The organism is Streptomyces sp. NPDC053431, assembly GCF_044544925.1.
Lineage (GTDB): Bacteria > Actinomycetota > Actinomycetes > Streptomycetales > Streptomycetaceae > Streptomyces.
The window spans coordinates 203,410-226,886 of sequence record NZ_JBITXX010000005.1 but is presented as its reverse complement, the minus strand read 5'-3'; the positions used below and the strand labels follow the sequence as shown (position 1 = coordinate 226,886).

Below are 23,477 nucleotides of genomic sequence, written 5' to 3'. Positions count from 1 at the left end.
GGTGCAGCGGGTTCGGCTGAATCCCACCCTTGAAGTCTGGATGGTCACGGGTTACGACGAGGCGGTGGCGGCACTCACCGATCCACGGCTCAGCAGCAGCCCGGCCGGGGTCAACGGCCTCGCCGAGGAGATGGCGCACCAGGAGCGCACGAACGTGCTCATGGCGAGCATGCTGGTGGCCGACGGCTCGGACCACACGCGGCTGCGCAACCTGGTCTCCAAGGCCTTCACCGCCCGCCGGATCGAGGCTCTCACCCCGCGGATCCAGGCGCACACGGACGCCTTCGTCGACGCCTTCGCGGGGCGCGGAACGGCGGATCTGGTCGCCGAGTTCGCCCTGCCGCTGCCCATGGCGGTGCTGAGCGACCTCATCGGGATCCCGGCCGAGGGCCAACCGGACTTCGCCAAGCTGGCCGTCGGGCTCATCATGCCGCCGAACGCCCCGGAGCGGCTCGCCAAGGGCGCCCGGGCCCGGGCCGAACTCACCGAGTTCTACGAGCCGTTGATCGCCCAACGGAAGAAGGAGCCGCGGGACGACCTGCTGAGCGCGCTGTGCGCGGCGCAGGCCGAGGAGCGGATCAGCGACCGCGAACTCACCGCGATGGCCATTCTGTTGACGCTCGCCGGGCACGAGACGACGGCGAGCCTCATCGCCAACGGGATGCACGCCCTGCTGCGCCACCCCGACCAGTTCGCGACGCTGCGCGACGACCCGGAGCTGCTGCCCGGGGCGATCGAGGAACTCCTGCGCTACGAGGGCCCGGTGAGCCGCGGGGTGGCCCGGTTCACCGTGGACACGTACGAGATCGGCGGCGTCACCATCCCGCCCGGGGAGATGATCATCATCGGGCTCGCCGCGGCCAACCGCGACCCGGGCCGCTTCGACCGGCCCGACATCCTCGACGTGGCCCGGCGCGAGATGCCGCAGCAGTTGGCTTTCGGCCATGGGATGCACTTCTGTCTGGGCGCTCCGCTCGCCCGCGCGGAGGCGCGGATCGCCCTCGGTACCCTGCTGCGCCGCTTCCCCGACCTGCGGCTCACGGACCCCGACGAGGACCTGAGCCGACGCGAGGGCATCCTGCGCGGGATGGCGACGCTGCCGGTCAGCTTCACGCCGGTGCCGGCGAGCGGAACCGCGTGAGCGGGGCGCGGGCCGCGTTCGACGCGATCGCCCCCACCTATGACGCCTCCCGGGGCGGGACCGCCCGGGCGGCCGTCTTCGCCGAACAGCTCGCGCCGCTGCTCGACCCGGCCGAGCCGGTGCTCGACATCGGCGTCGGCACCGGGATCGTGGCGGCCGAACTGACCGCGCGGGGCCACCGGGTGTGCGGGGTCGACCTGTCCCCCGGGATGCTGGCGCACGCCCGCGAGCGGCTCGGCGCCCGGGTCGCCGTCGGCGACGCGGGCCGGCTGCCGGTCCGCACGGCGTCGGTGGCACAGGCCGTGTCCACCTGGCTGCTGCACGCGGGGCCGGACCCGCGGGCGGTCTTCGCCGAAGTGGCGCGGGTGCTGCGGCCGGGCGGCCGCTATCTGGTGATCCCGGCTCGGGGCATGCGCCCCACCGACGACATCGGCCGCGTCGTCAACGACCTGGAGGACCGGCTCGACCCCGGGCACACCCGCCAGGACGGCCCCGACCTCCTCGCTCCCCTGGCCGCCGCGCGCGGACTGGTCTACGAGGGCCCGGCGAGCGAACGCCCCACCGTGTTCCGGGTCTCCCCGGCCCGGATGGCCGACACCATCGCCGAGGGCCGCCTCTTCACGGGCGCCTGGCAGGTCCGCGACGAGGACCTGCCCCTGGTGGCGGAGGCCTGCGCCCGCCTCCGGGCCCTGCCGGACCCCGAGGTGCCCCGGGTACGGGAGATGGCCGACTTCGTCATGGTCTTCCGACGCGAGGGCTGAGCGGGGCGGAACCGGGACCGCGGCCGGAACCGGGACCGCCGGGCCCGGGACCGCCGGGCCCGGGGCGGGCGCGCCCCGGGCCGTTCCGGTGGCCGGAGGCCGTACGCGCGCCGGGCCGTTCCGGGAGCCGGAGGCCGCACGCGCCCCGGGCCGTTCCGGGAGCCGGAGGCCGCACGCGCCCAAGGAGGCCGTACGCGCGCACGCGCGTCCGCCGTGTCCGCCGCGTCCTGAGCCCTACCCCGTGCGTCCGGCGTCCGCCGTGCGCCCGGGGCTCGCTCCCGTACGCCCGGGATCGCCCGCTACTGCCCGTACCGGAGCGCCGCCGCGTACGCCTCGTCCGGGTCCAGGCGGCGGAGTTCCTCGGCGATGAGCTCGGCCGTGGTGCGGACCTTGAGGGCCATCACGCGGCTCGGCTGGCCCGGGATGGCCAGGTGGGCCACCGGGCCCTCCGGGCGGTCGATGCGGATCTCGCCGTCGGGGGTGCCCAGGCGGACGGCCGTGACGACGGGTCCGTCGGTGACGACCCGTTCGACGGGGACGTCGAGGCGGTCGCCGAACCAGCGGGCGAGGAGTTCCGCGCTGGGGTTCTCCGCCTCGCTCTCGACGGCGGCCGAGGTCACCGTCGTCCGCGCCTGGTCGAGGGCGGCGGCGAGCAGGGAGCGCCAGGGGGTGAGCCGGGTCCAGGCGAGGTCGGTGTCGCCGGGGGCGTAGGAGGCGGCGCGGACTCGGAGCGCGCCGATCGGGTCCTCGACGGCGTACGCGTCGGTGATGCGGCGCTGGGCGAGGGAGCCGAGGGGGTCCTTGGAGGGCACCTCGGGGGCGTCGACCGGCCACCAGACGACGACGGGCGCGTCGGGCAGGAGCAGCGGGAGGACGACGGAGTCGGCGCGGCGGGCGACTTCGCCGTGCAGGCGCAGGAGCACGGTCTCGCCGGCGCCCGCGTCGGTGCCGACCCGGACCTCGGCGTCGAGCCGGGTCCCGAGTCGGCCGCGCGGGGAGCGGGTGCGCCGCTTGATGACGACCAGGGTGCGGGAGGGGTGCTCGCGGGAGGCCTCGTTGGCGGCCTTGACGGAGTCGTAGGCGTTCTCCTCGTCGGTGACGACGACGAGGGTGAGGACCATGCCGACGGCGGGGGTGCCGACGGCGCGGCGGGCCTGCAGGATCGTCTTGTTGATCTTGCTGGAGTTGGTGTCCGTGAGATCGATCTTCATGACCGGCACCGGTTCCTTCCGTCATGTGCGCGCATCCGCGGCTCTCCCCCTGCTCTCCCCGTAGCACCGGATCGGCTCCGGATCTTCCCGTTCAGTATCGCGCCGTCCGGCGCGCGGCACACCGGCGCACGGCACACCGGCGCAGGGCTCGCCGACTCAGGGCACGCCGACGCAGGGCACACCGGCTCAGGGCTCGCCGACGGCCAGGACGAGCTTTCCGCGGGTGTGGCCGCCGCTGTTGAGGCGCCAGGCCTCGGCGGCCTCCCGCAGCGGCAGGACCTTCTCGACGAAGACAGTGAGCCGGCCCTCGTCGGCCAGCGCGGCCAGCGTCGACAGGCCGGCGCCGTCGGGCCGTACCCAGACGTAGTGCCCGCCGAGGGCGGCCGCCCGGTGGTCGGCGACGGAGGCGAGCCGTTCCGGGGAGCGCAGCAGGTCGACGGAGACGTCCACGGCCTCGCCGCCGACGAAGTCGAGGGCGGCGTCGACCCCGTCGGGGGCGAGCTCCCGGACGCGCTCGGCGAGCCCGGTCCCGTACGCGACGGGGTCGGCGCCCAGGCCGCGCAGGAAGTCGTGGTTGGCGGGACTCGCGGTGCCGATGACGCGGGCGCCGCGCGCGACGAGGAGCTGGGTGGCCAGCGAGCCGACGCCGCCGGCGGCGGCGTGCACGAGCACGGTGTCGCCGGCGCCCGCGCCGACCCGGTCGGCGGCCTGCAGGGCGGTGAGGCCGGCGAGCGGCAGGCCCGCGGCCTGCGCCCAGCTCAGCGCGCGGGGCTTGCGGGCGAGCGTACGGACCGGGGCGGCGACCTCCTCCGCGTAGGCACCGTGTTCGGCGCTGTCCTTGCGGATGTAGCCGAACACCTCGTCGCCGGGGGCGAATTCGGTGGAGTCGAGGCCGTTGCGGGCCACGACCCCGGCGACGTCCCAGCCGGGGATCATCGGGAAGTGGGCGACCATGATCGGGTCGAGCCCGCCCGCCGCCAGCTTCCAGTCGACGGGGTTGACCCCGGCGGCCTCGACCCGCACCAGGACCTCGCCGGGCGCCACCTTGGGCTCGGGAAGGTCCATGAGCGTGAGGTCCTCGGGGCCGCCGTAGTCGGGCAGGGCCATCGCCTTCACGGCGTCACCCTTCCGTTCCGCGGGCGCTGCCGTGCTCGGGCTCGGGCTCCTCGGCCGCGGCCGGGCCCGGTTCGGGGGCGGCGATGGCGTCGGCGCGGCGGCCGACGACGGCCGCGGCGGCGAGCGCGGTGCCGAGGAAGGCGGTGACGACCACCCAGGGCTGGTCGAGGACGTGCCCGGTGGCGTGGTCGAGGGAGTAGCGGCCGGCTCCGGCGACACCGATGGCGGCGGCGGTGAAGCCGAGGAAGGCGGGGTACTCGTAGCCGCCGCTCATGGCGAAGAAGCCCGACGGGAAGTGCACGGCGACGGCGCCGGCCATGGCGCCCGCGGCGGCGGCGCCGGCCGCCGGGGTGGCGAGGCCGAGGGCGAGCAGGGCGCCGCCGCCGGCCTCGCCGAGCCCGGCGGCGACGGCGCTCTGCCGGCCCGGCGAGAAGCCCATGGCCTCCATCGCCTTGGTGGTGCCCTCGATGCCGCCCCCGCCGAACCAGCCGAAGAGCTTCTGGGCGCCGTGCGCGGCGAGGACGGCGCCGGTGCCGACCCGCAGGGCGAGCAGACCGAGGTCGCGGCGGTTGAGAGCGGTCATGGGGGTCTCCCGGTACGGACGCGGGCGCGGCGGATGTGCGCGCCCTCCACAGGCGTTCTCCGTCCCACTCTGCTCCGCCGGGGCGCGCGACCCGCTGTGTTGCTCGTCCATACAGGTCATCTCGTGCCGCGCGGGTCATCTTTTGCGGCGTCCGCCGGCTGTTGCTTTAGTGAGAGCGCCGAGCCGCCGTTCCCGGGCACCGATGCCGCGCCCGCTCCGAGCCGGCGCGGAGAGAAGGGGAAGCCCCATGGCACACACGCATCCACACCCCTCGTACGAACGCCCGACGCCGGAGGACGTGCCGCCCGGGCCGCTCGGCCTGCTGGCCGGCATGGCCTGGCAGGCCCTCCTGCTGTCCGGTCTCGTCGCCCTCGTCATGGGCGTGCTGGTCCTGGTGTGGCCGGGGCAGTCGCTGGTCGTCGCCGGTGTGCTGTTCGGCCTGTACCTGCTGATCAGCGGTGTGATGCACCTGGTCGCGGCCTTCGGCACGCATATGCGGACCTCGCTACGGGTCATGGCCTTCCTCAGCGGCGCCCTGTCGATCCTGCTCGGTCTGTTCTGCTTCCGGGGCGCCATGCAGTCGGTCCTGCTGCTCGCGCTGTGGATCGGGATCGGCTGGCTGTTCCAGGGCATCACCCAGACCCTGGCGGCCGCTTCCGACCCTTCGATGCCGGCCCGGGGCTGGCATGTCTTCCTGGGCGTCGTCAGCGCGCTCGCCGGTGTGGTGCTCATCGTGTCGCCGCTGGAGTCGGCGGAGGTGCTCATCCTGCTCGGCGGGATCTGGCTGGTCGCGGTGGGCGTGGCCGAGATCGTGACCGCGTTCATGGTGCGCTCGCGGGCCCGGCACCTGCCGCCCGGCACCTGACCGAACCGCCCCCGCGCGCAAGGCCCGCCCGATCCGACCGGGCGGGCCTTGCGCTACATTTTGCCGGTCCTTGACCGCGATCCTTCACGATCACTTCCCTCCGGAGCCGGCATTCCATGAGCGACATCGTCAACGGCCTCGGCCGGACCGCCGCGTACGGCGCCCTCGGCGTCGTCCTGCTGATCCTCGGCATCGTCCTGGTCGACCTCCTGACGCCCGGCAAGCTCGGCCGCCAGATCTGGGAGGACCGCAACCGCAACGCCGCGATCCTGCTGAGCTCCGCACTCCTCGGCATAGGCGGCATCGTCTTCACCTCGATCTGGACGACGTACGAGGACTTCGGCAAGGGCCTCGTCTCCACGGGCGCGTTCGGGCTGCTCGGGCTCGCGATGATGGCGGTGGCGTTCTGGGTGGTCGACCTCGTCACGCCCGGCAAGCTGGGCAAGACACTGGTCGACCCGGAGCCGCACCCGGCGGTGTGGGTGACGGCTTCCTGCAACATCGCGGTGGCGGCGGTCATGTCCGCCTCGATCGCCTGACCCGAGGGTCCGGCCGCGCGGCACAGGCGACGGGGGGCGCCTGACGGGGTGGTCGCCCGACGGCCCGACGGCTCGGTCGCCCGACGGCTCGGTCGCCCGACGGCTCGGTCGCCTGACGGCCCGGCGGCTCGGCCAGCCGATCGCCCGAGGGCGCGGTGGCCCGAGGACCCGACCGCCCGACGGCGCGGTGCCGGCGGCGCGGTCGCCCGACGGACCGATCGCGCGGTCGCCGCGAAGATCGATCACCGCAGTATCGATCAGCGCAATATCGAAGAAGCGCCGCGCCCGTCCGGCTTCCTAGCGTGGGACCCGTGAACGCACTCCCCACGAAGGAAGAGAGCACCATGGACGCGCACCAGGCTGACCAGGCCCACCAGGTCGACGGCACGGCCCTGCGGGTCGCCCTGTGGCGGGCCCTGCACCTCCAGGCCGACCCGGCGCCGCACGTCCTCGACGACGCCCTCGGCCTGCGCCTGGTGGCGCCGGACGAGGGGTGGCGCGAGCGCCCGGACATGCACCCGGACGCCACCCGCCGGATGCGGGCGTCGATCGTGGCCCGCGCCCGGTTCGTCGAGGACCTGGTGACGGAGCGGGCCGAGGAGGGCCTCGGCCAGTACGTGCTGCTCGGCGCCGGGCTCGACACCTTCGCCCAGCGCCGGCCCGATCTCGCCGCCGGTCTGCGGGTGTTCGAGGTCGACCAGCCGGGCACCCAGGCCTGGAAGCGCCGGCGGCTGGCCGAGCTCGGCCTGGACCTGCCCGACGGGCCGCGCTTCGTGCCGGTCGACTTCGAGGCGGGCGACTCCTGGTGGGACGGCCTGGTGGCGGCCGGCTTCGACCCCGCCCGTCCGGCGGTCGTGGCCTCGCTGGGCGTCAGCATGTACCTCACGCGGGAGGCCACCGCGGCGACCCTGCGTCAGATCGCCGCACTCGCACCCGGCTCCACGCTCGCGATGACCTTCATGCTGCCGCTCGACCTCGTCGGCGCCGACGAACGCCCGGGGCTCCAGGCGACCCAGCACGCCGCCCGCGCGGCCGGCACCCCCTTCGTCAGCCTCTACGCCCCGTCGGACCTGCTCGCCCTGACCCACGAGACCGGCTTCCGGGACGCCGAGCACATCTCGTCCGCCGAACTCGCCGACCGCTACTTCGCCGGCCGCGCCGACGGGCTGCTCCCGTCCAGCGCGGAGGAGCTGGTCGTCGCCACGGTCTAGACACCCCTTCGGCACCCCGGCGGTCATCCGGTGGGGCGACGCGGCACCGGGCTCTGCCACACTCGCCGCGCGGCGGCTTAGGTCGCGGTGGCGAGGGGCAGGGTCACGAGCGGCACCACGGTGGCCTTCCGGGCGACCGCATCCTCGATGGTCCCGCTGATCCGCAACCGCCGGCGGGTGGTCGTCGCCCCGCAGTGGCGGCGAGAAGCGGCAACACCCGCCGCAGGAGTGCACGAGCGTCGTGGCCGGCGCAACCGGACGGCCAGGACGCCGGCGGTGTCACCTCAGTCAGCGGTTGTCGGGTTTCAGCAGCGTGGCAGCCGCGGCGATGAAGGCGACGGATGCTTCCTTGGCCGCATGCCGCAGGGCATCCAGCTCGCTCCGATCGACGGCCTTGCGGAGCGCGTACGTGGCGTCCGCGGCCTGCTGGGCAGGGCCGGACAGCTCCGGGACCAGGACCTGAAGGCGGATGTGCGGCGCGGTGATGGCCGCCCGGGTGTCGTGGGTCCTCGTCTGGGCCTCCAGCTGGTGCTGGGTGCCCGCGTCGGTCAGGGCCAGACCCTCCCGGTGGAACATCGCCGAGCGGTGCGCGTCCAGGGCGGCCGCGAAGTCGGTGACGGCGCCGAGCTGGTCTCGGCGGTGGCTGTCGGCGCGCTCCTCGGCGCGCGCGGAGCGTGCCGAGCGGTGCTGGAGGAGTCCGGCGGTCAGGGCTCCGGCGAGGGTGCCGAGTACGGCAACGATCGAAGGCCATATGGACATCAGGTGTGGGGTCCTCTTGGTAGTCGGTTTCGGTGGTGAGGTCGGCGAACAGCCAAGCTGACGGGCCGTCTTCGGGGACAGCAGGACAGCCGCCTCGAAGCAGGTCGGGTGAAGACGTGCGCGGCCAGGGCCGCGACGACCTCTTCCTGGTGCATGTCCAGGTGACCGACTCGTCAGGACGGCTGTCCCGCCGGCTCTGGCCAGAACCCGAACTCGTAAAAGCTCGCAGTCGGGGGGTGAGGCTGCCGGGTTTCAGACCACTGCACGATCTCCCCGAACCGCTGGACGACGACGGTCAGGAAGCCGCAACAGCCACCGGTGCAGTCCGGTTCCCCCCAAGCGCAGACGGCGCGCCTCGCCAGTGGCCCGAAGAAGGCTGGGGCGGTCGGCCGGAAGCACGTCAGCCGCATAAGGCCCGCGGCCGCCCACACCCACCGGCTCGTCGACCACGTCCTCGCCGTTGACCCACAACCGCAGCACGGGGGCGAACCGGGCCCCCGCGGACAGCGCCTTGATCTCCAAACGATCGAACATCAGAGCACTATATGAGGCGCGTTGACGTCGGCGCGCGGATCGGCAGCGGCGTACCTCGACCCAGCTCGCGGGAGGTCACCCGCACCGCCGCCCAAGGCGCCGCCGACATCTGCACCGCCACCAAGCACACCCCTGGGCCCGAACCGCCGCGCACGCCCTCAGCTGACTGGAAGCAGTGCGCGCAGGTAGTAACGACGTGGTGTGCGATTGGGGCTGTCCCTGGTGTGGCGGAGGATGATGTCCATGCGCGCTCTTTTCGACCACCCCGAGCCCCGTCGCGTCTCGCCAGGCGAATACCCCATGTGGGACCGGGCTCTCGCCCTTCTCAACCGGGACCTGGCGGCGACCCTTCCCGAGCAGGACCCCATGCAGCTGTTGGCTCTTCCGCCCTGCGATGCGGATGAGCCGGAGAACGTCTACGTCGCTCTGGCCAATGGCGAGTGGCACGGCAATTGCCTCCACCAGGACTCGTCGGACGACCCTGCCTCTGCGCTGGCGATCGTTGCCGATGCCGCGCAGGAGACCGTCACCGAGCTTCTGTGGCAGGCGTGGCCCGTGTGTGCCGAGCATGGCCTGGGCATGCATCCGAGGGATGCGGACGGGGAGCTGGCCTGGTGGTGCGCGGGAGAACGGTCGCGTCGCGGCCCGGCCCATGTCCGTGCGGCCGTGGGCGCGCTCGACACCTTCGTCCGCCCGCGTCACCTCAATCGCAAGAGTCGGGCGAGTTGATGTCTGCGACGCGCCAACGACGAAGTCCTTTACCCTCTACGCGCCATCAAGTCAGGCGCTCGGCAGACCCGAGGACCCACCGAACGGACAGACGCCGATCGGCGCGGGCGGAGGCGGCCGTGGTGGCGGCCTTGCCGCCGGCGGGAGTGCGCGGCGGCGCGCCACCGCCCGGGGCGGGCCGCGGCGGGCTCGGCGGCAGGGTCGCGCCGCCCTTGCCATGGCGTTGCTCCGCGCGTCACGTCCGCGGCGCCGCGGACGCGGGCGGTCGTGACGGTCAGCCGGGGGGTTCGGCCGGCTCGACCTCCAGGTAGCGGTGGCGGCGGGGGCCCCGGTAGAGGAGGGCGTCCCAGCCCAGGGGCTCGAGGGCGGACGCGCAGGCGGTGAGGGCGGCCTCCTCCTCCTGGGCGGCGCCCGAGCCCGGTGGGCCGAGCCATTCGACGACGGCGGTGCCGAGGCGTTCGCCGGGCGCGACGCGGTAGCCGGTGGCGACCCGGGCACCGGACTCGTCGAGTGCCGACGGGGTCCGCTTGGCGGCCTCCAGGGCCAGGGCCACGGCGCGTACCGGCTGTCTGAGCTCCCATTCGGCCGGGCGGGCGGCCGGGTCGCCGCTGCCCTGGCGGTTGGTCAGGCGGCGGATCTGCAGGAGGCCTTCGAACGCGGCCCGCACCTCGCGCGAGCGCTGCTCCGCGTCGCCCTCGGGCAGCGGCGGCCCGTCCCCCGTGGCCGCCGCGAAGCCCGCGCTCACAGGAGCCGCCGGATGTCGCCGCGGACCCGGTAGAAGCCGCCGGAGGCCGGGTGCAGGGCGTCGACCACGTAGCGGGCGCCGGGCTCGCGGATGGCGCGCGGGAACTGCACGTTCCACCCGGTCCGGTAGCCCTCGGTCACGACGTGGACCCGGGTCCGGGAGCCCTCCTGGACGCACTCCACGACGATGGCGCCGGCCGGGACGTCGTGGACCGCGTCGACGGCGGCGACGGTCGTGGCCGGTGCGTACGTGGGCAGGGCGGCGGCCAGCTTGACGTCCTGGGCCACCGGGACGGTGCCCTGCTGCGCGGCGGCGACGGCCGCCTCGCTCGCGTCGACGCACAGCAGCGAGCCGTCGGTGGTGACCAGATAGAGCCGCTCGTCGTGGTACTGCATGGACAGGGCCGAACCGCCGCCGGTGCCCAGCTTCCACAGCCGCGTGCCGTCCTCGGCGAAGCAGTAGACGGACGAGGCGCCGTCGCCGGCGAAGACGAACCGGCCGCCGGGCGAGGTGGCGCACGAGTACACCACGCTGTCGCAGGCGTAGACGGCCTCGGTACGGCCGTTCTTCTTGGCCAGGCGGTGCACCTTGCGGCGGCCGGTGCCCGCGTAGACGGCGGTGTCCTCCTGCCAGCCGAAGAGCACCCCGCCCTCGATCGGGGTGTGCCAGAGCTCGCCGCCGCCGTCGGGCGCGTAGGCGGTGACGCCGTGGCTGTCGCCGTGATAGACGCCGGACCCGTCCGCGCGGACCATCCACGCGTGCTCGCCGCGGCCCCCGCGCGCCCACTGGTGCTCGTCCTCGTGGTCGATGACGGTGAGCCGGCCGGAGCGGTCGGCGACGTTCAGCACGCCCTCGTGGATGTCGAGCCAGAAGATGTCGACGTCGGCGGCGATGTCGTACGCGGCGAAGGGCAGCTTGGACGACAGGTCGTACACCCGCCCGTCGTCGCAGCCCGCGTAGATCCAGAAGTCGTCGGCGACCAGGCACTTGACGCCGTCGGGCAGACCGAAGCGGGCCAGGACCTCGCCGGTGTGGCTCAGCGTGAAGACCTCCCCCGCCTGGTTGCCGACCCAGCAGCGCTCGTCGTCCACGTGGATGCCGAAGGCCGCGGAGCCGGTGCGGAAGCGCCACAGCACGGGGGCGACCGCGCGAGCCGTGGAGGGCGCGGACACGACGGCGCGCCGAGTGACGGAGCGCGGCGCGCGCTGTCCCCGGACGGCGGGCGCGTACCCCTTGCGGACCTTCTCCCCTATCTTCTTCGCCGCCGCGGCCCGCGCCTTCTCGGGCGTCGCGAAGGTCGAGGTCTGCGTCTGCCCCGTCGCGCCGATCCGTCCGTAACGGACCGACACCACCGTGCCGTCGACCGTCACTTCGTAGAACTTGTGCGCGCCGCCGCCGTCCTGCGACAGCTCCAGATAGGTCTTCGTCGTCATGTCCTGAACGCTAGGGGGAGCCACTGACAACGCCGCTCGCCCGGGCCCCGGGCTCCGGGTGCGAGCGCGGACCGGAGTCCGTCCTTTTCGGGACCTTCTGCACGGCGTCGTCGGACACCTACCCCTGCGACGACGGCTTCCGGAGATCACCCGACGCGGCGTCACCTCGTCGGGTGACGGCCGGAAGGACCTCGTCCTCCCGGTGCCCGGTCCGCCGCGCCCCGGCCGAGGGTCCGGATGCGCGGTCCGCCTCGCCCCGGCCGAGAGGTCCGCATGCACGGGGTCAGCCGCCGTACGTCAGCGGGTCGGCGAGGATGTCGCGCAGGACGAGGGCCGCCGCGCCCCGGGCGGCGTCGGCGGTGCTGGAGGCGGCGCGCAGCCGGCCCCGGGCGGGGGTCCAGAGGCCGGAGACGACCCGGCGGCCCAGCTCCGTCTCGGCGGCCGGGGCGAGCCAGCGCATCAGGCGCGGGTAGGTGCCGCCGAGGACCACGGCCTGGGGGTCGAGCAGGTTCACGGCGCCGGAGACCGCGACGCCGAGCATCCGTCCGGCCTGGTCGAGCGCGGCGAGGGCCCGCGGCTCCCCGTCCTCCGCCCGCTGGACGAGGGTGTCGACGTCAGGTGCTCCGGCGGCGCGCAGCAGGGCCGACTGGCCCGCGTACCGTTCGAGGCAGCCGTGGGATCCGCACCGGCAGCGGGGGCCGTCCGGGACGACCGTGAGGTGCCCGATCTCACCGGCGAAGCCGTGGGCTCCGCGCAGGAGTTCGCCGTCGAGGACGAGCGCGCCGCCGACCCCGATCTCGCCGGTGACGTGCACGAAGCTGCGGATGCCGGCCAGGTCGCCGAACCACAGCTCGGCGAGGGCGGCGACGTTGGCCTCGTTGTCGGAGGCGACGGGCAGGGCCGGGTGGCCGGGCGGGCGGGCGACGTGGAGGGCGCGGGAGAACAGGGCGTCCGCGTCGACCCGGTTCCAGCCGAGGTTGGGCGCCTGCTGGACGGTGCCGCCGGAGACGAGGCCGGGCAGCGCGAGCCGTACGCCGGTGGGCCGCAGGTCCCGGTCCGCTGCCTCGGCCAGGACCTCGGCGGCGATGCCGGCCGCCCGGCGCAGCACCTCGACCGGGGCGAGGGCGCGGTTGTCGACGGGCACGGTGCGGCGGACCCGGTCGGCTCCGGTGAGGTCGGCGACGCAGACGCTCACGTAGTCGACGTTGAGCTCGACGCCGAGTCCGGCGGGGCCGGTGGTCGCGGGTTTCAGGACGGTGCCGGGCCGCCCCGCGGAGCCGCTGAAGGTCTTGCCGGACTCGACCAGCAGGCCGCGTTCGAGGAGCTGCTCGACCAGCGAGGACACGGCGGCACGGGTGAGGCCGACGCGCGCCGCGACCGCGGCGCGGGTCGTCTCGCCGGCCTCGTGCACGGTGCGCAGCACCAGGCTCAGGTTGTGCCGGCGTACGCCCGCCTTGTCGGCCTTGGGCCCCGGGGTGTCCTTGCGGGTGTTCATCGTGCGCAGAGCCTAACCGGAGGGCGGCCGAAGGGCCCGCACTAATATGCGACAAGGAACGGTTCGGTCACCGAACTCTTTGGGTTAGGGTCCGTCCATGACACTTCCGCGCGACTACAGCGGGCAGCTCTGCGCCCTCTCCCGCTCGATGGAGATCGTCGGCGAGCGCTGGACGCTGCTGATCGTGCGGGACGCGTTCCACGGGGTGCGCCGCTTCGGCGAGTTCGCCGCGCACCTCTCGGTCCCGCGCGCCGTGCTCACCGACCGGCTCGCCACGCTCACCGGGGCCGGGGTGCTCGAACGCCGCCCGGACACCGGCCGGCGCGAGGTGTACGCGCTCACCGCCAAGGGCGTCGCACTCTGGCCGGCCGTCCGCGCGCTGAGCGCGTGGGGCGACCGCTTCTACCCCGCGGAGGGCGGGCCGCGCCGCGTCTACGCGCACGTCACCGACGACGCCCCGGTCGGCGAGGACGGGTGCTGCACGGGCTGCGGCGACCCCGTCGCCGTGGCCGACCTGGTCGTCACCCCCGGTCCCGGGGCCGCGCCCGCCGGGCCCGACGCCGATCCCGTGACGGCGGCGCTGAGCCGCCCGCACCGGCTGCTCACCCCGCTGCTTCCCCCACCCGCCCACAGAGAGGTCGTAGAACGATGAGGATCCTGGTCGTCGGCGCCGGTGCCACCGGTGGCTATTTCGGTGCCATGCTCGCCCGCGCCGGGCAGGACGTCACCTTCCTCGTCCGCCCCGCCCGCGCCGAGGCGCTGCGCCGGCGCGGGCTGCGGGTCGTGGGGAGGGACGAGGAATGGCGGGTCGACCCGGTGCTGCTCACCGCGCGGGAGCTGGCCGCCGCGCCCGCCCCGTACGACCTGGTGCTGCTCTCGGTGAAGGCGGCCGCCCTCCCGGCGGCGATGGAGGACCTCGCCCCGGCCGTCGGCCCGGACACGGCGATCGTGCCGCAGCTCAACGGCTTCGCCCATCTCGACGCGCTCACCGCCCGCTTCGGGGCGGACCGGGTGCTGGGCGGGGTGTCCAAGGTGGTCACCACCCTCGACGACGAGGGCGACATCCTGCGGCTCGCGCCGCTCGCGCACCTGACCCTCGGCGAGCGGGACGGCACCGTCACCCGGCGGGTGGAGGCGATACGGAAGGTGCTCGGCGACGCCGGGATCGACGCGCGCGTGCCCGAGAACGTGCTCACCGCGATGTGGCACAAGTGGGTCTTCATCACCACCTTCGGCGCCCTCACCGGTCTGATGCGCGGCACCGTCGGCGAGGTCAACGCACAGCCGGGCGGGACGGAGCTGGCGACGGGTCTGCTCGACGAGGCCTCCGCCGTCGCGGCGGCGGCCGGTCACCCGGTGCCGGAGGCGGAGCGCCGGGCGAGCCTGGACGTGGTGACGGCCGCCGGGTCCCCCATGGTGCCGTCCCTTTACCGCGACCTCGTCGCCGGCCGGCCCACGGAGGTCGAGCACCTCTTCGGCGACCTGACGGCGCGGGCCCGAGCGCTGGGCGTGCCCACCCCCCTGCTCGACCTCGCCACCCTCCACCTGAGAGTCCACCAGGCACGGGCCGGCGCCTGATCCGCGCCCGGCCCGAGCACGCGCGCTCGAGCCGGGCGACCGTCCGGCCCACGTGTGCGTTCACACGCGTGCGGGCCCGGGGGCATGGACTCGCCGGAAACGGGTGACACGCCGGGGGTGCGCGTCCTTCGGAGCGGGATTCCTCCCGGACTCGTCGTCGTGGTGACCGGCGCCTCCAGCGGCATCGGCCGGGCCACGGCGCTCGCCTTCGCGCGGCACGGTGCCGCGCCCGCGCTCACCGCCCGCAGCGGGGAGGCGCTGAACCGGGTGGCGGAGGCGCTGAACCGGGTGGCGCAAGGAGCGCCGGGACGCCCACCCGCAGGCGGCGGCGGTCCCGGCGCCGGCCGATATACCGGAGGCCGCCTCCGGACCCCGTCCGGCGACTCCGCCGGGGTCCGGTGCGGTCACCGAGGCGGGGCGCGCACGGCCGCACGCACGGTGGCCGGTCTCGGTCCGGCGGCCGACGGCGCCGCCGGCTTCGCCCGGACCGCGGCCCGCCGACCGCCGACGGCCGACCGCCATGCCTTTCCCCGTCCGCCGCCCGCTTCACAAGGAGGCCGCGCTCATGGCTCAGTGGCACAGGTTGATCGACACCTCCCCGGCGACCCTCTGGTCGGTCTTCAGTGACGGATCGCAGTACGCCCGGTGGGTGGTGGGCACGCACGACACCTGGGAGCTCGACGACGACTGGCCCGCGGAGGGCTCGCAGCTGGGGTACTCGCTGAAACTCGGCCCGTGGACCTCCAAGGGCCGCACCGTCTCCCGGGTGTGCGAACCGCAGCGGCGGCTCGAACTGGAGGCGGTCAGCGACCTCGGCATCGCCCGCATCGCCTTCCGCCTCACCCCCTGGGGCGACGGCTGCCTCGTCGTGCTCGACGAACACCCGCTGCGAGGGACCGCCGCCTCGATGCACAACGCCGCCCTGGACGCCGGCCTGCGATGGCGGCACCGCCCGGTGCTCGCGCGACTGGCCGCGGTGGCGGAGGCGCCCGCACGCACACGAGGAGCCCCCTCTCGTGCCGGCGCCTGACGCCGTCGTCATCGGCGCCGGACCGAACGGCCTGGTCGCGGCCAACGTCCTGGCCGACGCCGGCTGGCACGTCGTGGTCCTGGAGGCCCAGGACGAACCCGGAGGGGCGGTCCGCAGCGACCGGGGCGTGCATCCGGACTACGTACATGACCTGTTCAGCGCCTTCTACCCGCTGGCGGCCGCCTCGCCGGTCCTCGGCTCCCTCGGCCTGGAGCGACACGGGCTGCGATGGAGCCACGCCCCGGACGTGGTGGCCCATCCGCTGGCCGACGGGCGCTGCCCGGTCCTCAGCCGAGACCTGCGCCGGACCGCGGACTCCCTCGACGGGTTCGCCCCCGGCGACGGGGCCGCCTGGGAGCGGCTGCACCGCCTGTGGCGCCGCACCGGCGACGACCTCCTCGCCTGCCTGTTCACCCCGTTCCCGCCGGCGCTCGCGGGCCTGCGGCTCACCGCCCGCATGGGCCCCGACCTGCTGCGCCTCGCGCGCACCATGCTGCTGCCCGCCCGCCGCTTCGGGGACGAGAACTTCGCGGGCGAGGGCGGCAGGCTGCTCATCGCGGGCAACGCCCTGCACGCCGACCTCGGCCCGGAGTCCGCGCTCGGCGGCGGTTTCGGCTGGCTCATGTGCATGCTCGGCCAGTCGCACGGCTTCCCCGTCCCCGTGGGCGGCGCCGGGCGGCTGACCGAGGCCCTGGTGGCCCGGCTGCGGGAGCGCGGCGGCGACGTGCGCTGCGGCCACGCCGTGACCAGGGTCGTCGTACGGGCCGGCCGTGCCGTCGCCGTACGCATCGACGACGGCACCGAGATCCCCGCGCGGCGGGCCGTGCTCGCCGACGTGCCCGCCCCGCTGCTCTACCGGCGGCTGGTCGGCGAGGAGCACCTCCCGCCCCGGGTCCGTGCCGACCTCGACCACTTCCAGTGGGACTTCGCCACCGTCAAGATCGACTGGGCGCTGGCCCGCCCAGTGCCCTGGGCCTGCGACGGCGCCCGGGGCGCCGGCACCGTGCACATCGCCGAGGGCGTCGACGCGCTCACCCGCTTCGCCGGGCAGCTCGCGATGGACCAGGTCCCGGACGTCCCGTTCACCGTCCTCGGGCAGATGACGAGGGCGGACCCGAGCCGGTCCCCCGCCGGCACCGAGTCCGCCTGGGCCTACACCCACGTCCCCCAGCACGTCCGCGCCGACGCCGGCCCCGACGGGCTGCGGGGTCGCTGGAACGAACGCGAGAAGGAGGTGATCGCCGACCGGGTCGAGGCGGGCGTCGAACGGCTCGCCCCCGGCTTCCGCGCCGCCGTCCTCGCCCGGCGTGTGCTGGCGCCCCCGGACCTGGAACGCCGCAACGCCGCACTGATCGGCGGCGCCGTCAACCAGGGCACCACCAACCTGCACCAGCAGCTCGTGTTCCGCCCCCTGCCCGGCAACGGGCGCCCGCGCACGCCGATCGGGGCCCTCTATCTCGCCTCCGCCACCGCCCACCCGGGCGGCGGCGTCCACGGCGGCCCCGGCGCGAACGCGGCCCGCGCCGCGCTCAGGGCACACCGGCTGACCCCGTGGCGGTGACGGTCCCGGCCTCAGCCCCGCGACGACACCCCATGGCGGTGACCGGCCCCGGCCTCAGCCCCGCGACAGCCGCAGCGTCAGAAGCTGGAACGGGCGGAGTTCGATCGCCACCTCGTCGCCCTCCAGCGGCAGCGCTCCCCCGCCGCCGTCTTCCCGCGGCCGCTCCAGGAGGTCGCAGCGCCGCGCGCCGGCGAGGGCGAAGCCGGCGGTGAGGCGGGTGCGGGCGCGGCCGCCGCGCGACTCGTAGAGGCGGACGACGACGTCTCCGCTGCCGTCGTCGGCGAGCTTGACGGCGCTGAGGACCACGGCCTCGTCGCCGACGCTCACCAGGGGCGCCACATCGGCGCCGCCGGGCAGGCGCCGCTCGGGCAGGTTGACCAGGTAGCCCTCGCGGACCGCGTCGCCGACGCTCGCGCCGGGCACGAGGGCGTGCCGGAAGCGGTGGACGCCCTGGTCGGTGTGCGGGTCGGGGAAGCGCGGGGCGCGCAGCAGGGAGGCGCGGACGGTGGTCGTGGTGCCGCCGTCCCCGGGCCGTACGGTGCGGGTGACGTCGTGGCCGTACGTCGAGGCGGTGACGAGGGAGACGCCCCAGCCGGGCTCCTCGAAGTGGACGAACCGGTGGTTGCAGGCCTCGAACTTGGCGGCCTCCCAGCTGGTGTTGGTGTGGGTGGGACGGTACAGGTGGCCGAACTGGGTCTCGGCGGCGTAGCGGTCGGTGTGCAGGTCGAGCGGGAAGGCCGCCTTGAGGAACTTCTCGGTCTCGTGCCAGTCCACCTCCGTGTCGAGGTCGAGGCGCTTGGCGCCGGCGGTGAGGGTGAGGGTCTGGGCGGCGGTCGACGCGCCGAAGGAGCGGGTGACGCGGACGGACACGGCCCGCGGGGTGTCGGCGGCGACGGTCAGTCCGTCGGTGTCGGTGAGATCGGTGACCGTGTTGCGGTAGAAGCGGTCCACGTCCCAGGCGTCCCACATGTTGGGGAAGTCGGGATGGAGCTGGAGGAGGTTGGCGGCGGCGCCGGGGGCGACGGTCTCGCGTCCGGTGTCGAGGTCGACGAGGGAGACGACGAGTCCGCGCCCGTCCACGGCGACCCGCAGCAGCCCGTTGTCGAGGACGAATCCGCCCTCGTCCCGGGTCTCGACCGTGCAGCGGCCGGGCGCGGCGGGCAGGGCGTCGGCGCGACGGGCGCCGCCGGCGGGGACGCCGGAGCGGGCGTGCGGGGCGCCGTTGAAGACGACCTCGGCGTCCCCCGGGCCGGCGAGGGCGCGCTGGGCGCGGTCGACGATCGCGGTGAGCTCCTCGGCGACGGCGGCGTAGGTGCGTTCGGCCTCACGGTGCACCCAGGCGATGGACGAGCCGGGCAGGATGTCGTGGAACTGGTGCAGCAGCACCGTCTTCCAGAGGCGGTCCAACTCCTCGTAGGGATACGGCAGTCCGCTGCGTACGGCGGCGGTCGCGGACCACAGTTCGGCCTCGCGCAGCAGGTTCTCGCTCGCCCGGTTGCCCTGCTTCGTGCGGGCCTGGCTGGTGAGGGTCGCGCGGTGCAGCTCCAGGTACAGCTCCCCCACCCAGACCGGTGGTTCGGGGTACTCGGCCTGGGCCTTGGCGAAGAACTCGGCGGGCCGCTCCCAGCGCACCCGGGCGGAGCCCTCGAGATCGCGCAGCCGGGCCGCCTTGGCGATCATCTCCCGGGTGGTGCCGCCGCCTCCGTCTCCCCAGCCGGTGGGGGCGAGGGAGTGCGAGGCGCGCCCCTTGTCCTTGAAGTTGCGCACGGCGTGCGCGATCTCCCTGCCCTGCATCGTGCAGTTGTAGGTGTCGACGGGCGGGAAGTGGGTGTAGATCCGGGTGCCGTCGACGCCCTCCCACCAGAAGGTGTGGTGCGGGAAGGAGTTGACCTGGCTCCAGGAGATCTTCTGGGTGAGGAGCCACCGGGAGCCGGCCTCCTTGATGATCTGCGGGAGCCCGCCGGCGAAGCCGAAGGTGTCGGGCAGCCAGGCCTCCTGGTTCTCGACGCCGAACTCGTCGAGGAAGAAGCGCTTCCCGTGCACGAACTGTCGGGCCATCGCCTCCGACGAGGGCATGTTGGTGTCGGACTCCACCCACATGCCGCCGGCCGGGACGAAGCGCCCCTCGGCGACCGCCTTCTTGACCCGGGCGTACACCTCGGGCCGGTGCTCCTTGATCCAGGCGTACTGCTGGGCCTGCGACATCGTGTAGACGAAGTCCGGCTCGTCCTCCAGGAGGGCGGTCATGTTGGCGGTGGTCCGCGCCACCTTCCGTACGGTCTCGCGCAGCGGCCACAGCCAGGCCGAGTCGATGTGGGCGTGGCCGACGGCGCTGATGCGGTGGGCGGAGGGCTCGGCGGGCGAGGCGAGGACACCGGCCAGTTCGGCCCGGGCCGCGGCGGCGGTGCCGTTCACGTCCTGCAGGTCGACGGCGTCGAGGGCCCGTTCGACGGCGCGCAGCAGGTCCCAGCGGCGGGCGCCCTCGACGGGCAGCTCGGCCATGAGTTCGCCGAGCACCTCCAGATCGGCGACGAGCTCCCACACGGTCTCGTCGAAGACGGCGAGGTCCATGCGGGCGAGCCGGTACCGGGGCCGGTCGCCGGCGGTCTCCTTCTCGCCGAGCTCGGTGGGCAGGAAGGGGTGGTAGTCGAGGATCACCGGGTTGGCGGCGGCCTCGACGTGCAGCAGCACCTCCTCGCCGCCGGCGGCGGGCGCGGCGATCCGGACCCACTGGTTGCGCGGGTGGAGGCCCTTCACCGGGCTGCCGTCGGGGCGGTAGACCAGGCCCTCGCACTGGAAGCCGGGCATGTTGGCGTCGAAGCCCAGGTCGATGAGCGCCTCGACGGTCCGGCCGGCCCACTCCTCGGGGACGGTGCCGGACACGGTGAGCCAGCTCGTCGTCCAGGGGGCGCCCCAGGCGTCGCCGACGGCGATCGGGGTCCGGGGCGCGGCGAGGCCCTCGGCGACCGGGACGGGTTCGCCGGGCGCCGTCCAGATGCCCGCCTCGAGCGGGACGGAGTGCGGGTGGATGGCCGGTCGGATGCGTTCGTCGAGGACCCGCTTGAGCCGTGACTCGACGAGGCTGCGGTCGTCATGCATGCGGAACTCTCCCAGGGGCGGGTGGCACGGAGGTCAGGGTCGGGCGGGCGGGGCGGCGGGTTCGTCGAGGGCGACGAGCTCGGTGATGCCGCGGGCGGCGAGGTACGCGGGGTCCTCGGCGCGGTCCGCGAGGACGACGGCCGGGCGGGCCCCGTCCGCGGCGAGCCGCATGAACGCGTCGAAGCAGGCGCCGCCGGGGCCGCACGTGGAGCGCTCGGCGGCGTCGTCGGGGAGGTCGAGGACGAGTGCCGTGCTCCTGGGCGCCGGGCCCGGGCGCGCGGTCCGATCCTCGGCGACGGCCTCCGCGAGCGCCCGGCCGGCCGGCTTGACTTGCCGGTCGTTGGTCAACAGGCCCAGGCTGTACTCGAGTTCGGGGAAGTCGGCGAGCGACCGGTCGACGTCGTGGGAGCACCACCACGTGATACCCCACAGATCGGGGCAGTCAAGGGCGGCGGCGACGGTCGTACGGGTGAAATCGGCCGCGCGCTCGGCGGGGACGTGCGGGGCGGGGGCGCCGACCTCCTGGAGCCAGACGGGGCGGCGGGGGTCCGCCGCCCAGGCCTTGGAGAGCTCGATCAGATAGGCGGCGTGCTGTCCGACCGCCGTGGAGTCGGCGCCGTAGCGCTGGGCGGTGCCGTTGAACACCCAGGAGTGGACGGCGGTGGCGGCGCCCAGGCGGGCCGCGTGGGCGGGGGTGAAGGGGTGGTCGTCGAGGTACCAGGCGGCGTCGTAGGCGGCGTGCAGGTGGAGCAGGCCGGGGGCGCCCTCCTCGCAGGCGGCGAGCATCCGGCGCAGCCAGGACTCGGCCTGGGCGGGGGTGACGCGGTCGGGGTCGGGGTGCGGGTCGCCGGAGAACTGATTGATCTCGTTGCCGAGGGTGATGCCGAGGAAGTTCGGCCGATCGGCGAGGGAGCCGGCGAGGGCGCGCAGATAGGCGCTCTGGCCGTCGAGGACCTCGGGGTCGGTGAACAGGTTGCGGCGGTGCCAGGTCTGGGTCCAGGAGGGCAGGAAGTCGAAGCTGGAGAGGTGCCCCTGGAGGCCGTCGACGGCGACGTCGAGGCCGCGTTCCCCCGCCGCGTCGACGAGGCGGCCGAGCTGGTCGAGGGCGCGCGGGCGGATCAGGGTGCGGTTGGGCTGGAAGAGCGGCCAGAGCGGGAAGACCCGGACGTGGTCGAGGCCGAGGGCGGCGACGGAGTCCAGGTCGGCGCGGACGGCGTCGAGGTCGAAGTCGAGCCAGTGGTGGAACCAGCCCCGGCTGGGGGTGTAGTTGACGCCGAAGCGGGGGCCGCGGTGCGGCTGGCGGTGTGTCATACGGGTTGCGGTTCCTTCGTGAGGCTGCCGGTGGTGTCGCCGGTCATCCCTTGACCGCACCTTCCTCGACCCCCTTGAAGAAGAAGCGCTGGAGCACCGCGAACACGGCGACGACCGGGAGGAAGGCGATCATGGTGCCGGCGGCGATGAGCCGGGGATTGGCGGAGAAGGTGCCGTCGAGGTACTGGAGTCCGACCGTGAGCGTGTAGTGCCGGGGGTCGTTGAGCACGATCAGCGGCCACAGGAAGTCGTCCCAGGCCGCGATGAAGGTGAAGATCACGACGACGCTCAGCATGCCGCGCACGTTGGGCAGGCCGACGTGCACGAGGCGCTGCCGGACGTTGGCGCCGTCGACGAGCGCGGCGTCGTCGAGCTCCGGTGGCACGGCCCGGAAGGCGGTGTACATGAGGAGCACGTTGAGCATGGCGACGGCTCCGGGCAGGGCCACGCCGAGGAGGGTGTCGGTGAGGCCGAGGCTGCGCACGGTCACGTACTGGGAGACGATCGTGACCTCCCCGGGCAGGACCAGGGTGGCGACGAAGAGCCCGAGGGCGAGGCGCGCTCCCCGGAACCGCAGCCGGGCCAGGGCGAAGCCGGCGAGGGTGGCGCCGACGGCGTTCCCGAGGACGGCGATCGCGGCCACGACCAGCGAGTTGGCGGCGTACGTCCACACCGGGACGGTGTCGGCGACCCGGGCGTAGTTGGCGAGCGTGGGGTCCTGGGGCAGGAAGCCGGGGGTGCGGGACCAGACGTCTTCGCCGGGCCCCTTGAGCGAGGTGGAGAGCTGCCACAGGAAGGGGCCGACGGTGAGGAGCAGGACGAGGACGAGGAGGAGGTAGCGGACCGCCTTCTCGGCGGCGGAGGGGGTGCGGCCGGGTGCGCTCATGCCGTCATGCCGCCTTCCGGTCGAGCCGGGCCAGGACGATCATCGGGCCGACGGTGAGGACGAAGAGCAGGATGCTGAGGGCGGAGGCGTAGCCGATGTGCCCGGTGAAGCCGCGGCTGTACATCTGGATGAGCATGACGACGGACATGTCCCGCCCGCCGGGGCCGCCGGTGCCGTGGGAGAGCACGTACAGCTCGGAGAAGATCCGCAGCGCGGACACCGAGATGAGCACGGAGATCAGGAGCATCGCGGGGCGGACGCCGGGCAGGGTGACGTGCCAGAAGCGGCGGAGCCGGGAGGCGCCGTCGACGGCGGCGGCCTCGTGGAGTTCGCGGCCGACGTTCCCGAGCGCGGACAGGTAGATGACCATGTAGTAGCCGAGGCCCTTCCACACCGTGAGGGCCATGGCGCTGAGCAGCAGCAGCCAGCGGTCGGTGAGGAAGGAGACGGGCCGGTCGGCGAGGCCGAGCTGCTGGATCATGCCGTTGAGGAGTCCGCGTTCGTCGAGCACCCAGCCCCAGACGATGCCGACGACCACGGCGGACGCGACGACCGGGGTGTAGAACGCGGTGCGGAAGAACGTGATGCCGGGGAGCTTCTTCTCCACGAGGAGGGCGAGCAGCAGCGGCAGCAGGGTGAGCAGGGGCAGGCAGACGAGGAGGTAGAGGACGCTGTTGACGAGGGCGTCCGTCAGCTGGGCGTCGTTCAACGCCCGCCGGTAGTTGGCGAGGCCGGTGAAGTGCCCTCCGCCGAGCGGCCTGGCGTTGGTGAAGGACAGGATCACCGTGTTGACCGCGGGCCACAGGTTGAAGACGGCGAGCCAGAGCAGCGCGGGACCGGCGAGCAGCCAGGGGGTGAACCAGCGCCGGTGGGTCATGGGATGCCTTCCG

At 74.3% G+C, this 23,477-nt stretch carries 23 protein-coding genes; 11 read left to right on the top strand and 12 right to left on the bottom strand.

What is annotated here, in order from left to right; all coding sequences use genetic code 11:
- Positions 1-40 precede the first annotated feature (40 nt).
- Both ACIGXE_RS15690 and ACIGXE_RS15685 read left to right on the top strand, forming a co-directional pair.
- Complete coding sequence (locus tag ACIGXE_RS15690; RefSeq protein WP_399747489.1) at positions 41-1,141, top strand: cytochrome P450; 1,101 nt, start codon at positions 41-43, stop codon at positions 1,139-1,141.
- Entirely contained in the window at positions 1,138-1,902 is a 765-nt protein-coding gene (locus ACIGXE_RS15685) for a class I SAM-dependent methyltransferase (RefSeq protein WP_399747487.1), read from the top strand. Before ACIGXE_RS15690 ends, ACIGXE_RS15685 begins: the two co-directional genes overlap by 4 nt.
- A 299-nt stretch (positions 1,903-2,201) precedes the next feature.
- Here ACIGXE_RS15685 and opcA read toward each other — a convergent pair whose 3' ends face one another.
- From opcA to ACIGXE_RS15670, 3 genes are all read right to left on the bottom strand, one after another.
- A complete protein-coding gene (opcA, locus tag ACIGXE_RS15680) occupies positions 2,202-3,113 on the bottom strand; it encodes a glucose-6-phosphate dehydrogenase assembly protein OpcA (RefSeq protein WP_399747485.1) in 912 nt (303 codons plus the stop codon).
- A 186-nt stretch (positions 3,114-3,299) separates the two neighbouring features.
- On the bottom strand, positions 3,300-4,220 hold the full coding sequence (locus ACIGXE_RS15675; RefSeq protein WP_399747847.1) for an NADP-dependent oxidoreductase: 921 nt from the start codon (positions 4,218-4,220) through the stop codon (positions 3,300-3,302).
- Positions 4,221-4,233: 13 nt separating this feature from the next.
- Complete coding sequence (locus ACIGXE_RS15670) at positions 4,234-4,812, bottom strand: DoxX family membrane protein (protein ID WP_399747483.1); 579 nt, start codon at positions 4,810-4,812, stop codon at positions 4,234-4,236.
- Between the two features lie 247 nt (positions 4,813-5,059).
- On the opposite strand from ACIGXE_RS15670, the gene ACIGXE_RS15665 reads away from it, so the two are divergent.
- From ACIGXE_RS15665 to ACIGXE_RS15655, 3 genes are all read left to right on the top strand, one after another.
- Positions 5,060-5,677 carry an HdeD family acid-resistance protein gene (locus tag ACIGXE_RS15665; RefSeq protein ID WP_399747481.1) on the top strand — a complete coding sequence of 206 codons (618 nt, stop codon included), beginning with the start codon at positions 5,060-5,062 and terminating at the stop codon, positions 5,675-5,677.
- A gap of 116 nt (positions 5,678-5,793) precedes the next feature.
- Positions 5,794-6,216 (top strand): DUF350 domain-containing protein, encoded by a 423-nt coding sequence (locus ACIGXE_RS15660; RefSeq protein WP_399747479.1) that lies wholly within the window; start codon positions 5,794-5,796, stop codon positions 6,214-6,216.
- A 344-nt stretch (positions 6,217-6,560) separates the two neighbouring features.
- Positions 6,561-7,427, top strand: coding sequence for a class I SAM-dependent methyltransferase (locus ACIGXE_RS15655; protein ID WP_399747845.1), 867 nt, complete (start codon positions 6,561-6,563; stop codon positions 7,425-7,427).
- A gap of 288 nt (positions 7,428-7,715) precedes the next feature.
- Here the strand turns inward: ACIGXE_RS15655 and ACIGXE_RS15650 are convergent, their stop codons facing one another.
- The gene (locus ACIGXE_RS15650; RefSeq protein WP_399747477.1) at positions 7,716-8,186 is read right to left on the bottom strand and encodes a hypothetical protein; all 471 of its coding nucleotides are present in this window, start codon (positions 8,184-8,186) and stop codon (positions 7,716-7,718) included.
- 252 nt (positions 8,187-8,438) lie between these two features.
- Positions 8,439-8,720: a hypothetical protein gene (locus ACIGXE_RS15645; RefSeq protein WP_399747475.1), complete on the bottom strand. Its 282-nt coding sequence runs from the start codon at positions 8,718-8,720 to the stop codon at positions 8,439-8,441.
- Between the two features lie 243 nt (positions 8,721-8,963).
- On the opposite strand from ACIGXE_RS15645, the gene ACIGXE_RS15640 reads away from it, so the two are divergent.
- Positions 8,964-9,449: a hypothetical protein gene (locus tag ACIGXE_RS15640; RefSeq protein ID WP_399747473.1), complete on the top strand. Its 486-nt coding sequence runs from the start codon at positions 8,964-8,966 to the stop codon at positions 9,447-9,449.
- A 274-nt stretch (positions 9,450-9,723) separates the two neighbouring features.
- Here the strand turns inward: ACIGXE_RS15640 and ACIGXE_RS15635 are convergent, their stop codons facing one another.
- The 3 genes from ACIGXE_RS15635 to ACIGXE_RS15625 form a co-directional block, all read right to left on the bottom strand.
- Positions 9,724-10,194, bottom strand: coding sequence for a hypothetical protein (locus ACIGXE_RS15635; protein WP_399747471.1), 471 nt, complete (start codon positions 10,192-10,194; stop codon positions 9,724-9,726).
- On the bottom strand, positions 10,191-11,627 hold the full coding sequence (locus tag ACIGXE_RS15630) for a WGR domain-containing protein (protein WP_399747469.1): 1,437 nt from the start codon (positions 11,625-11,627) through the stop codon (positions 10,191-10,193). Before ACIGXE_RS15630 ends, ACIGXE_RS15635 begins: the two co-directional genes overlap by 4 nt.
- A gap of 283 nt (positions 11,628-11,910) precedes the next feature.
- Positions 11,911-13,122: an ROK family protein gene (locus ACIGXE_RS15625; protein ID WP_399747467.1), complete on the bottom strand. Its 1,212-nt coding sequence runs from the start codon at positions 13,120-13,122 to the stop codon at positions 11,911-11,913.
- A gap of 97 nt (positions 13,123-13,219) precedes the next feature.
- Between ACIGXE_RS15625 and ACIGXE_RS15620 the strand changes: the two genes are divergently transcribed.
- The 5 genes from ACIGXE_RS15620 (at position 13,220) to ACIGXE_RS15600 (ending at position 17,291) form a co-directional block, all read left to right on the top strand.
- A complete protein-coding gene (locus tag ACIGXE_RS15620) occupies positions 13,220-13,774 on the top strand; it encodes a winged helix-turn-helix transcriptional regulator (protein ID WP_399747465.1) in 555 nt (184 codons plus the stop codon).
- The gene (locus ACIGXE_RS15615; protein WP_399747463.1) at positions 13,771-14,700 is read left to right on the top strand and encodes a ketopantoate reductase family protein; all 930 of its coding nucleotides are present in this window, start codon (positions 13,771-13,773) and stop codon (positions 14,698-14,700) included. Before ACIGXE_RS15620 ends, ACIGXE_RS15615 begins: the two co-directional genes overlap by 4 nt.
- Before the next feature lie 84 nt (positions 14,701-14,784).
- Entirely contained in the window at positions 14,785-15,327 is a 543-nt protein-coding gene (locus ACIGXE_RS15610) for an SDR family NAD(P)-dependent oxidoreductase (RefSeq protein ID WP_399747461.1), read from the top strand.
- Positions 15,266-15,730, top strand: coding sequence for an SRPBCC family protein (locus ACIGXE_RS15605; protein ID WP_399747459.1), 465 nt, complete (start codon positions 15,266-15,268; stop codon positions 15,728-15,730). The genes ACIGXE_RS15610 and ACIGXE_RS15605 overlap by 62 nt, the downstream gene beginning before the upstream one ends.
- Positions 15,717-17,291, top strand: coding sequence for a phytoene desaturase family protein (locus ACIGXE_RS15600; RefSeq protein WP_399747457.1), 1,575 nt, complete (start codon positions 15,717-15,719; stop codon positions 17,289-17,291). Before ACIGXE_RS15605 ends, ACIGXE_RS15600 begins: the two co-directional genes overlap by 14 nt.
- Positions 17,292-17,345: 54 nt before the next feature.
- Here the strand turns inward: ACIGXE_RS15600 and ACIGXE_RS15595 are convergent, their stop codons facing one another.
- From ACIGXE_RS15595 to ACIGXE_RS15580, 4 genes are read right to left on the bottom strand one after another with little or no spacing between them, the layout of a single operon-like run.
- Positions 17,346-20,390: an alpha-mannosidase gene (locus tag ACIGXE_RS15595; RefSeq protein WP_399747455.1), complete on the bottom strand. Its 3,045-nt coding sequence runs from the start codon at positions 20,388-20,390 to the stop codon at positions 17,346-17,348.
- Positions 20,391-20,423: 33 nt separating this feature from the next.
- Positions 20,424-21,701, bottom strand: a complete 1,278-nt coding sequence (locus ACIGXE_RS15590; protein WP_399747453.1) for a glycosyl hydrolase — start codon at positions 21,699-21,701, stop codon at positions 20,424-20,426.
- A gap of 43 nt (positions 21,702-21,744) precedes the next feature.
- Entirely contained in the window at positions 21,745-22,587 is an 843-nt protein-coding gene (locus ACIGXE_RS15585; RefSeq protein WP_399747451.1) for a carbohydrate ABC transporter permease, read from the bottom strand.
- A 4-nt stretch (positions 22,588-22,591) separates the two neighbouring features.
- Positions 22,592-23,464: a carbohydrate ABC transporter permease gene (locus ACIGXE_RS15580; RefSeq protein WP_399747449.1), complete on the bottom strand. Its 873-nt coding sequence runs from the start codon at positions 23,462-23,464 to the stop codon at positions 22,592-22,594.
- Positions 23,465-23,477: the final 13 nt, after the last annotated feature.

Bases quoted from the DNA above. Each gene is read 5' to 3' on its own strand.
- ACIGXE_RS15625 (WP_399747467.1), bottom strand. From the start codon at position 13,122: ATGAACACCCGCAAGGACACCCCGGGGCCCAAGGCCGACAAGGCGGGC.
- ACIGXE_RS15590 (WP_399747453.1), bottom strand. From the start codon at position 21,701: ATGACACACCGCCAGCCGCACCGCGGCCCCCGCTTCGGCGTCAACTAC.
- opcA (WP_399747485.1), bottom strand. From the start codon at position 3,113: ATGAAGATCGATCTCACGGACACCAACTCCAGCAAGATCAACAAGACG.
- ACIGXE_RS15610 (WP_399747461.1), top strand. From the start codon at position 14,785: ATGGACTCGCCGGAAACGGGTGACACGCCGGGGGTGCGCGTCCTTCGG.
- ACIGXE_RS15595 (WP_399747455.1), bottom strand. From the start codon at position 20,390: ATGCATGACGACCGCAGCCTCGTCGAGTCACGGCTCAAGCGGGTCCTC.
- ACIGXE_RS15615 (WP_399747463.1), top strand. From the start codon at position 13,771: ATGAGGATCCTGGTCGTCGGCGCCGGTGCCACCGGTGGCTATTTCGGT.
- ACIGXE_RS15585 (WP_399747451.1), bottom strand. From the start codon at position 22,587: ATGAGCGCACCCGGCCGCACCCCCTCCGCCGCCGAGAAGGCGGTCCGC.
- ACIGXE_RS15670 (WP_399747483.1), bottom strand. From the start codon at position 4,812: ATGACCGCTCTCAACCGCCGCGACCTCGGTCTGCTCGCCCTGCGGGTC.
- ACIGXE_RS15675 (WP_399747847.1), bottom strand. From the start codon at position 4,220: ATGGCCCTGCCCGACTACGGCGGCCCCGAGGACCTCACGCTCATGGAC.
- ACIGXE_RS15690 (WP_399747489.1), top strand. From the start codon at position 41: ATGGTCACGGGTTACGACGAGGCGGTGGCGGCACTCACCGATCCACGG.
- ACIGXE_RS15605 (WP_399747459.1), top strand. From the start codon at position 15,266: ATGGCTCAGTGGCACAGGTTGATCGACACCTCCCCGGCGACCCTCTGG.
- ACIGXE_RS15665 (WP_399747481.1), top strand. From the start codon at position 5,060: ATGGCACACACGCATCCACACCCCTCGTACGAACGCCCGACGCCGGAG.
- ACIGXE_RS15620 (WP_399747465.1), top strand. From the start codon at position 13,220: ATGACACTTCCGCGCGACTACAGCGGGCAGCTCTGCGCCCTCTCCCGC.
- ACIGXE_RS15660 (WP_399747479.1), top strand. From the start codon at position 5,794: ATGAGCGACATCGTCAACGGCCTCGGCCGGACCGCCGCGTACGGCGCC.
- ACIGXE_RS15580 (WP_399747449.1), bottom strand. From the start codon at position 23,464: ATGACCCACCGGCGCTGGTTCACCCCCTGGCTGCTCGCCGGTCCCGCG.
- ACIGXE_RS15630 (WP_399747469.1), bottom strand. From the start codon at position 11,627: ATGACGACGAAGACCTATCTGGAGCTGTCGCAGGACGGCGGCGGCGCG.
- ACIGXE_RS15640 (WP_399747473.1), top strand. From the start codon at position 8,964: ATGCGCGCTCTTTTCGACCACCCCGAGCCCCGTCGCGTCTCGCCAGGC.
- ACIGXE_RS15645 (WP_399747475.1), bottom strand. From the start codon at position 8,720: ATGTTCGATCGTTTGGAGATCAAGGCGCTGTCCGCGGGGGCCCGGTTC.
- ACIGXE_RS15655 (WP_399747845.1), top strand. From the start codon at position 6,561: ATGGACGCGCACCAGGCTGACCAGGCCCACCAGGTCGACGGCACGGCC.
- ACIGXE_RS15650 (WP_399747477.1), bottom strand. From the start codon at position 8,186: ATGTCCATATGGCCTTCGATCGTTGCCGTACTCGGCACCCTCGCCGGA.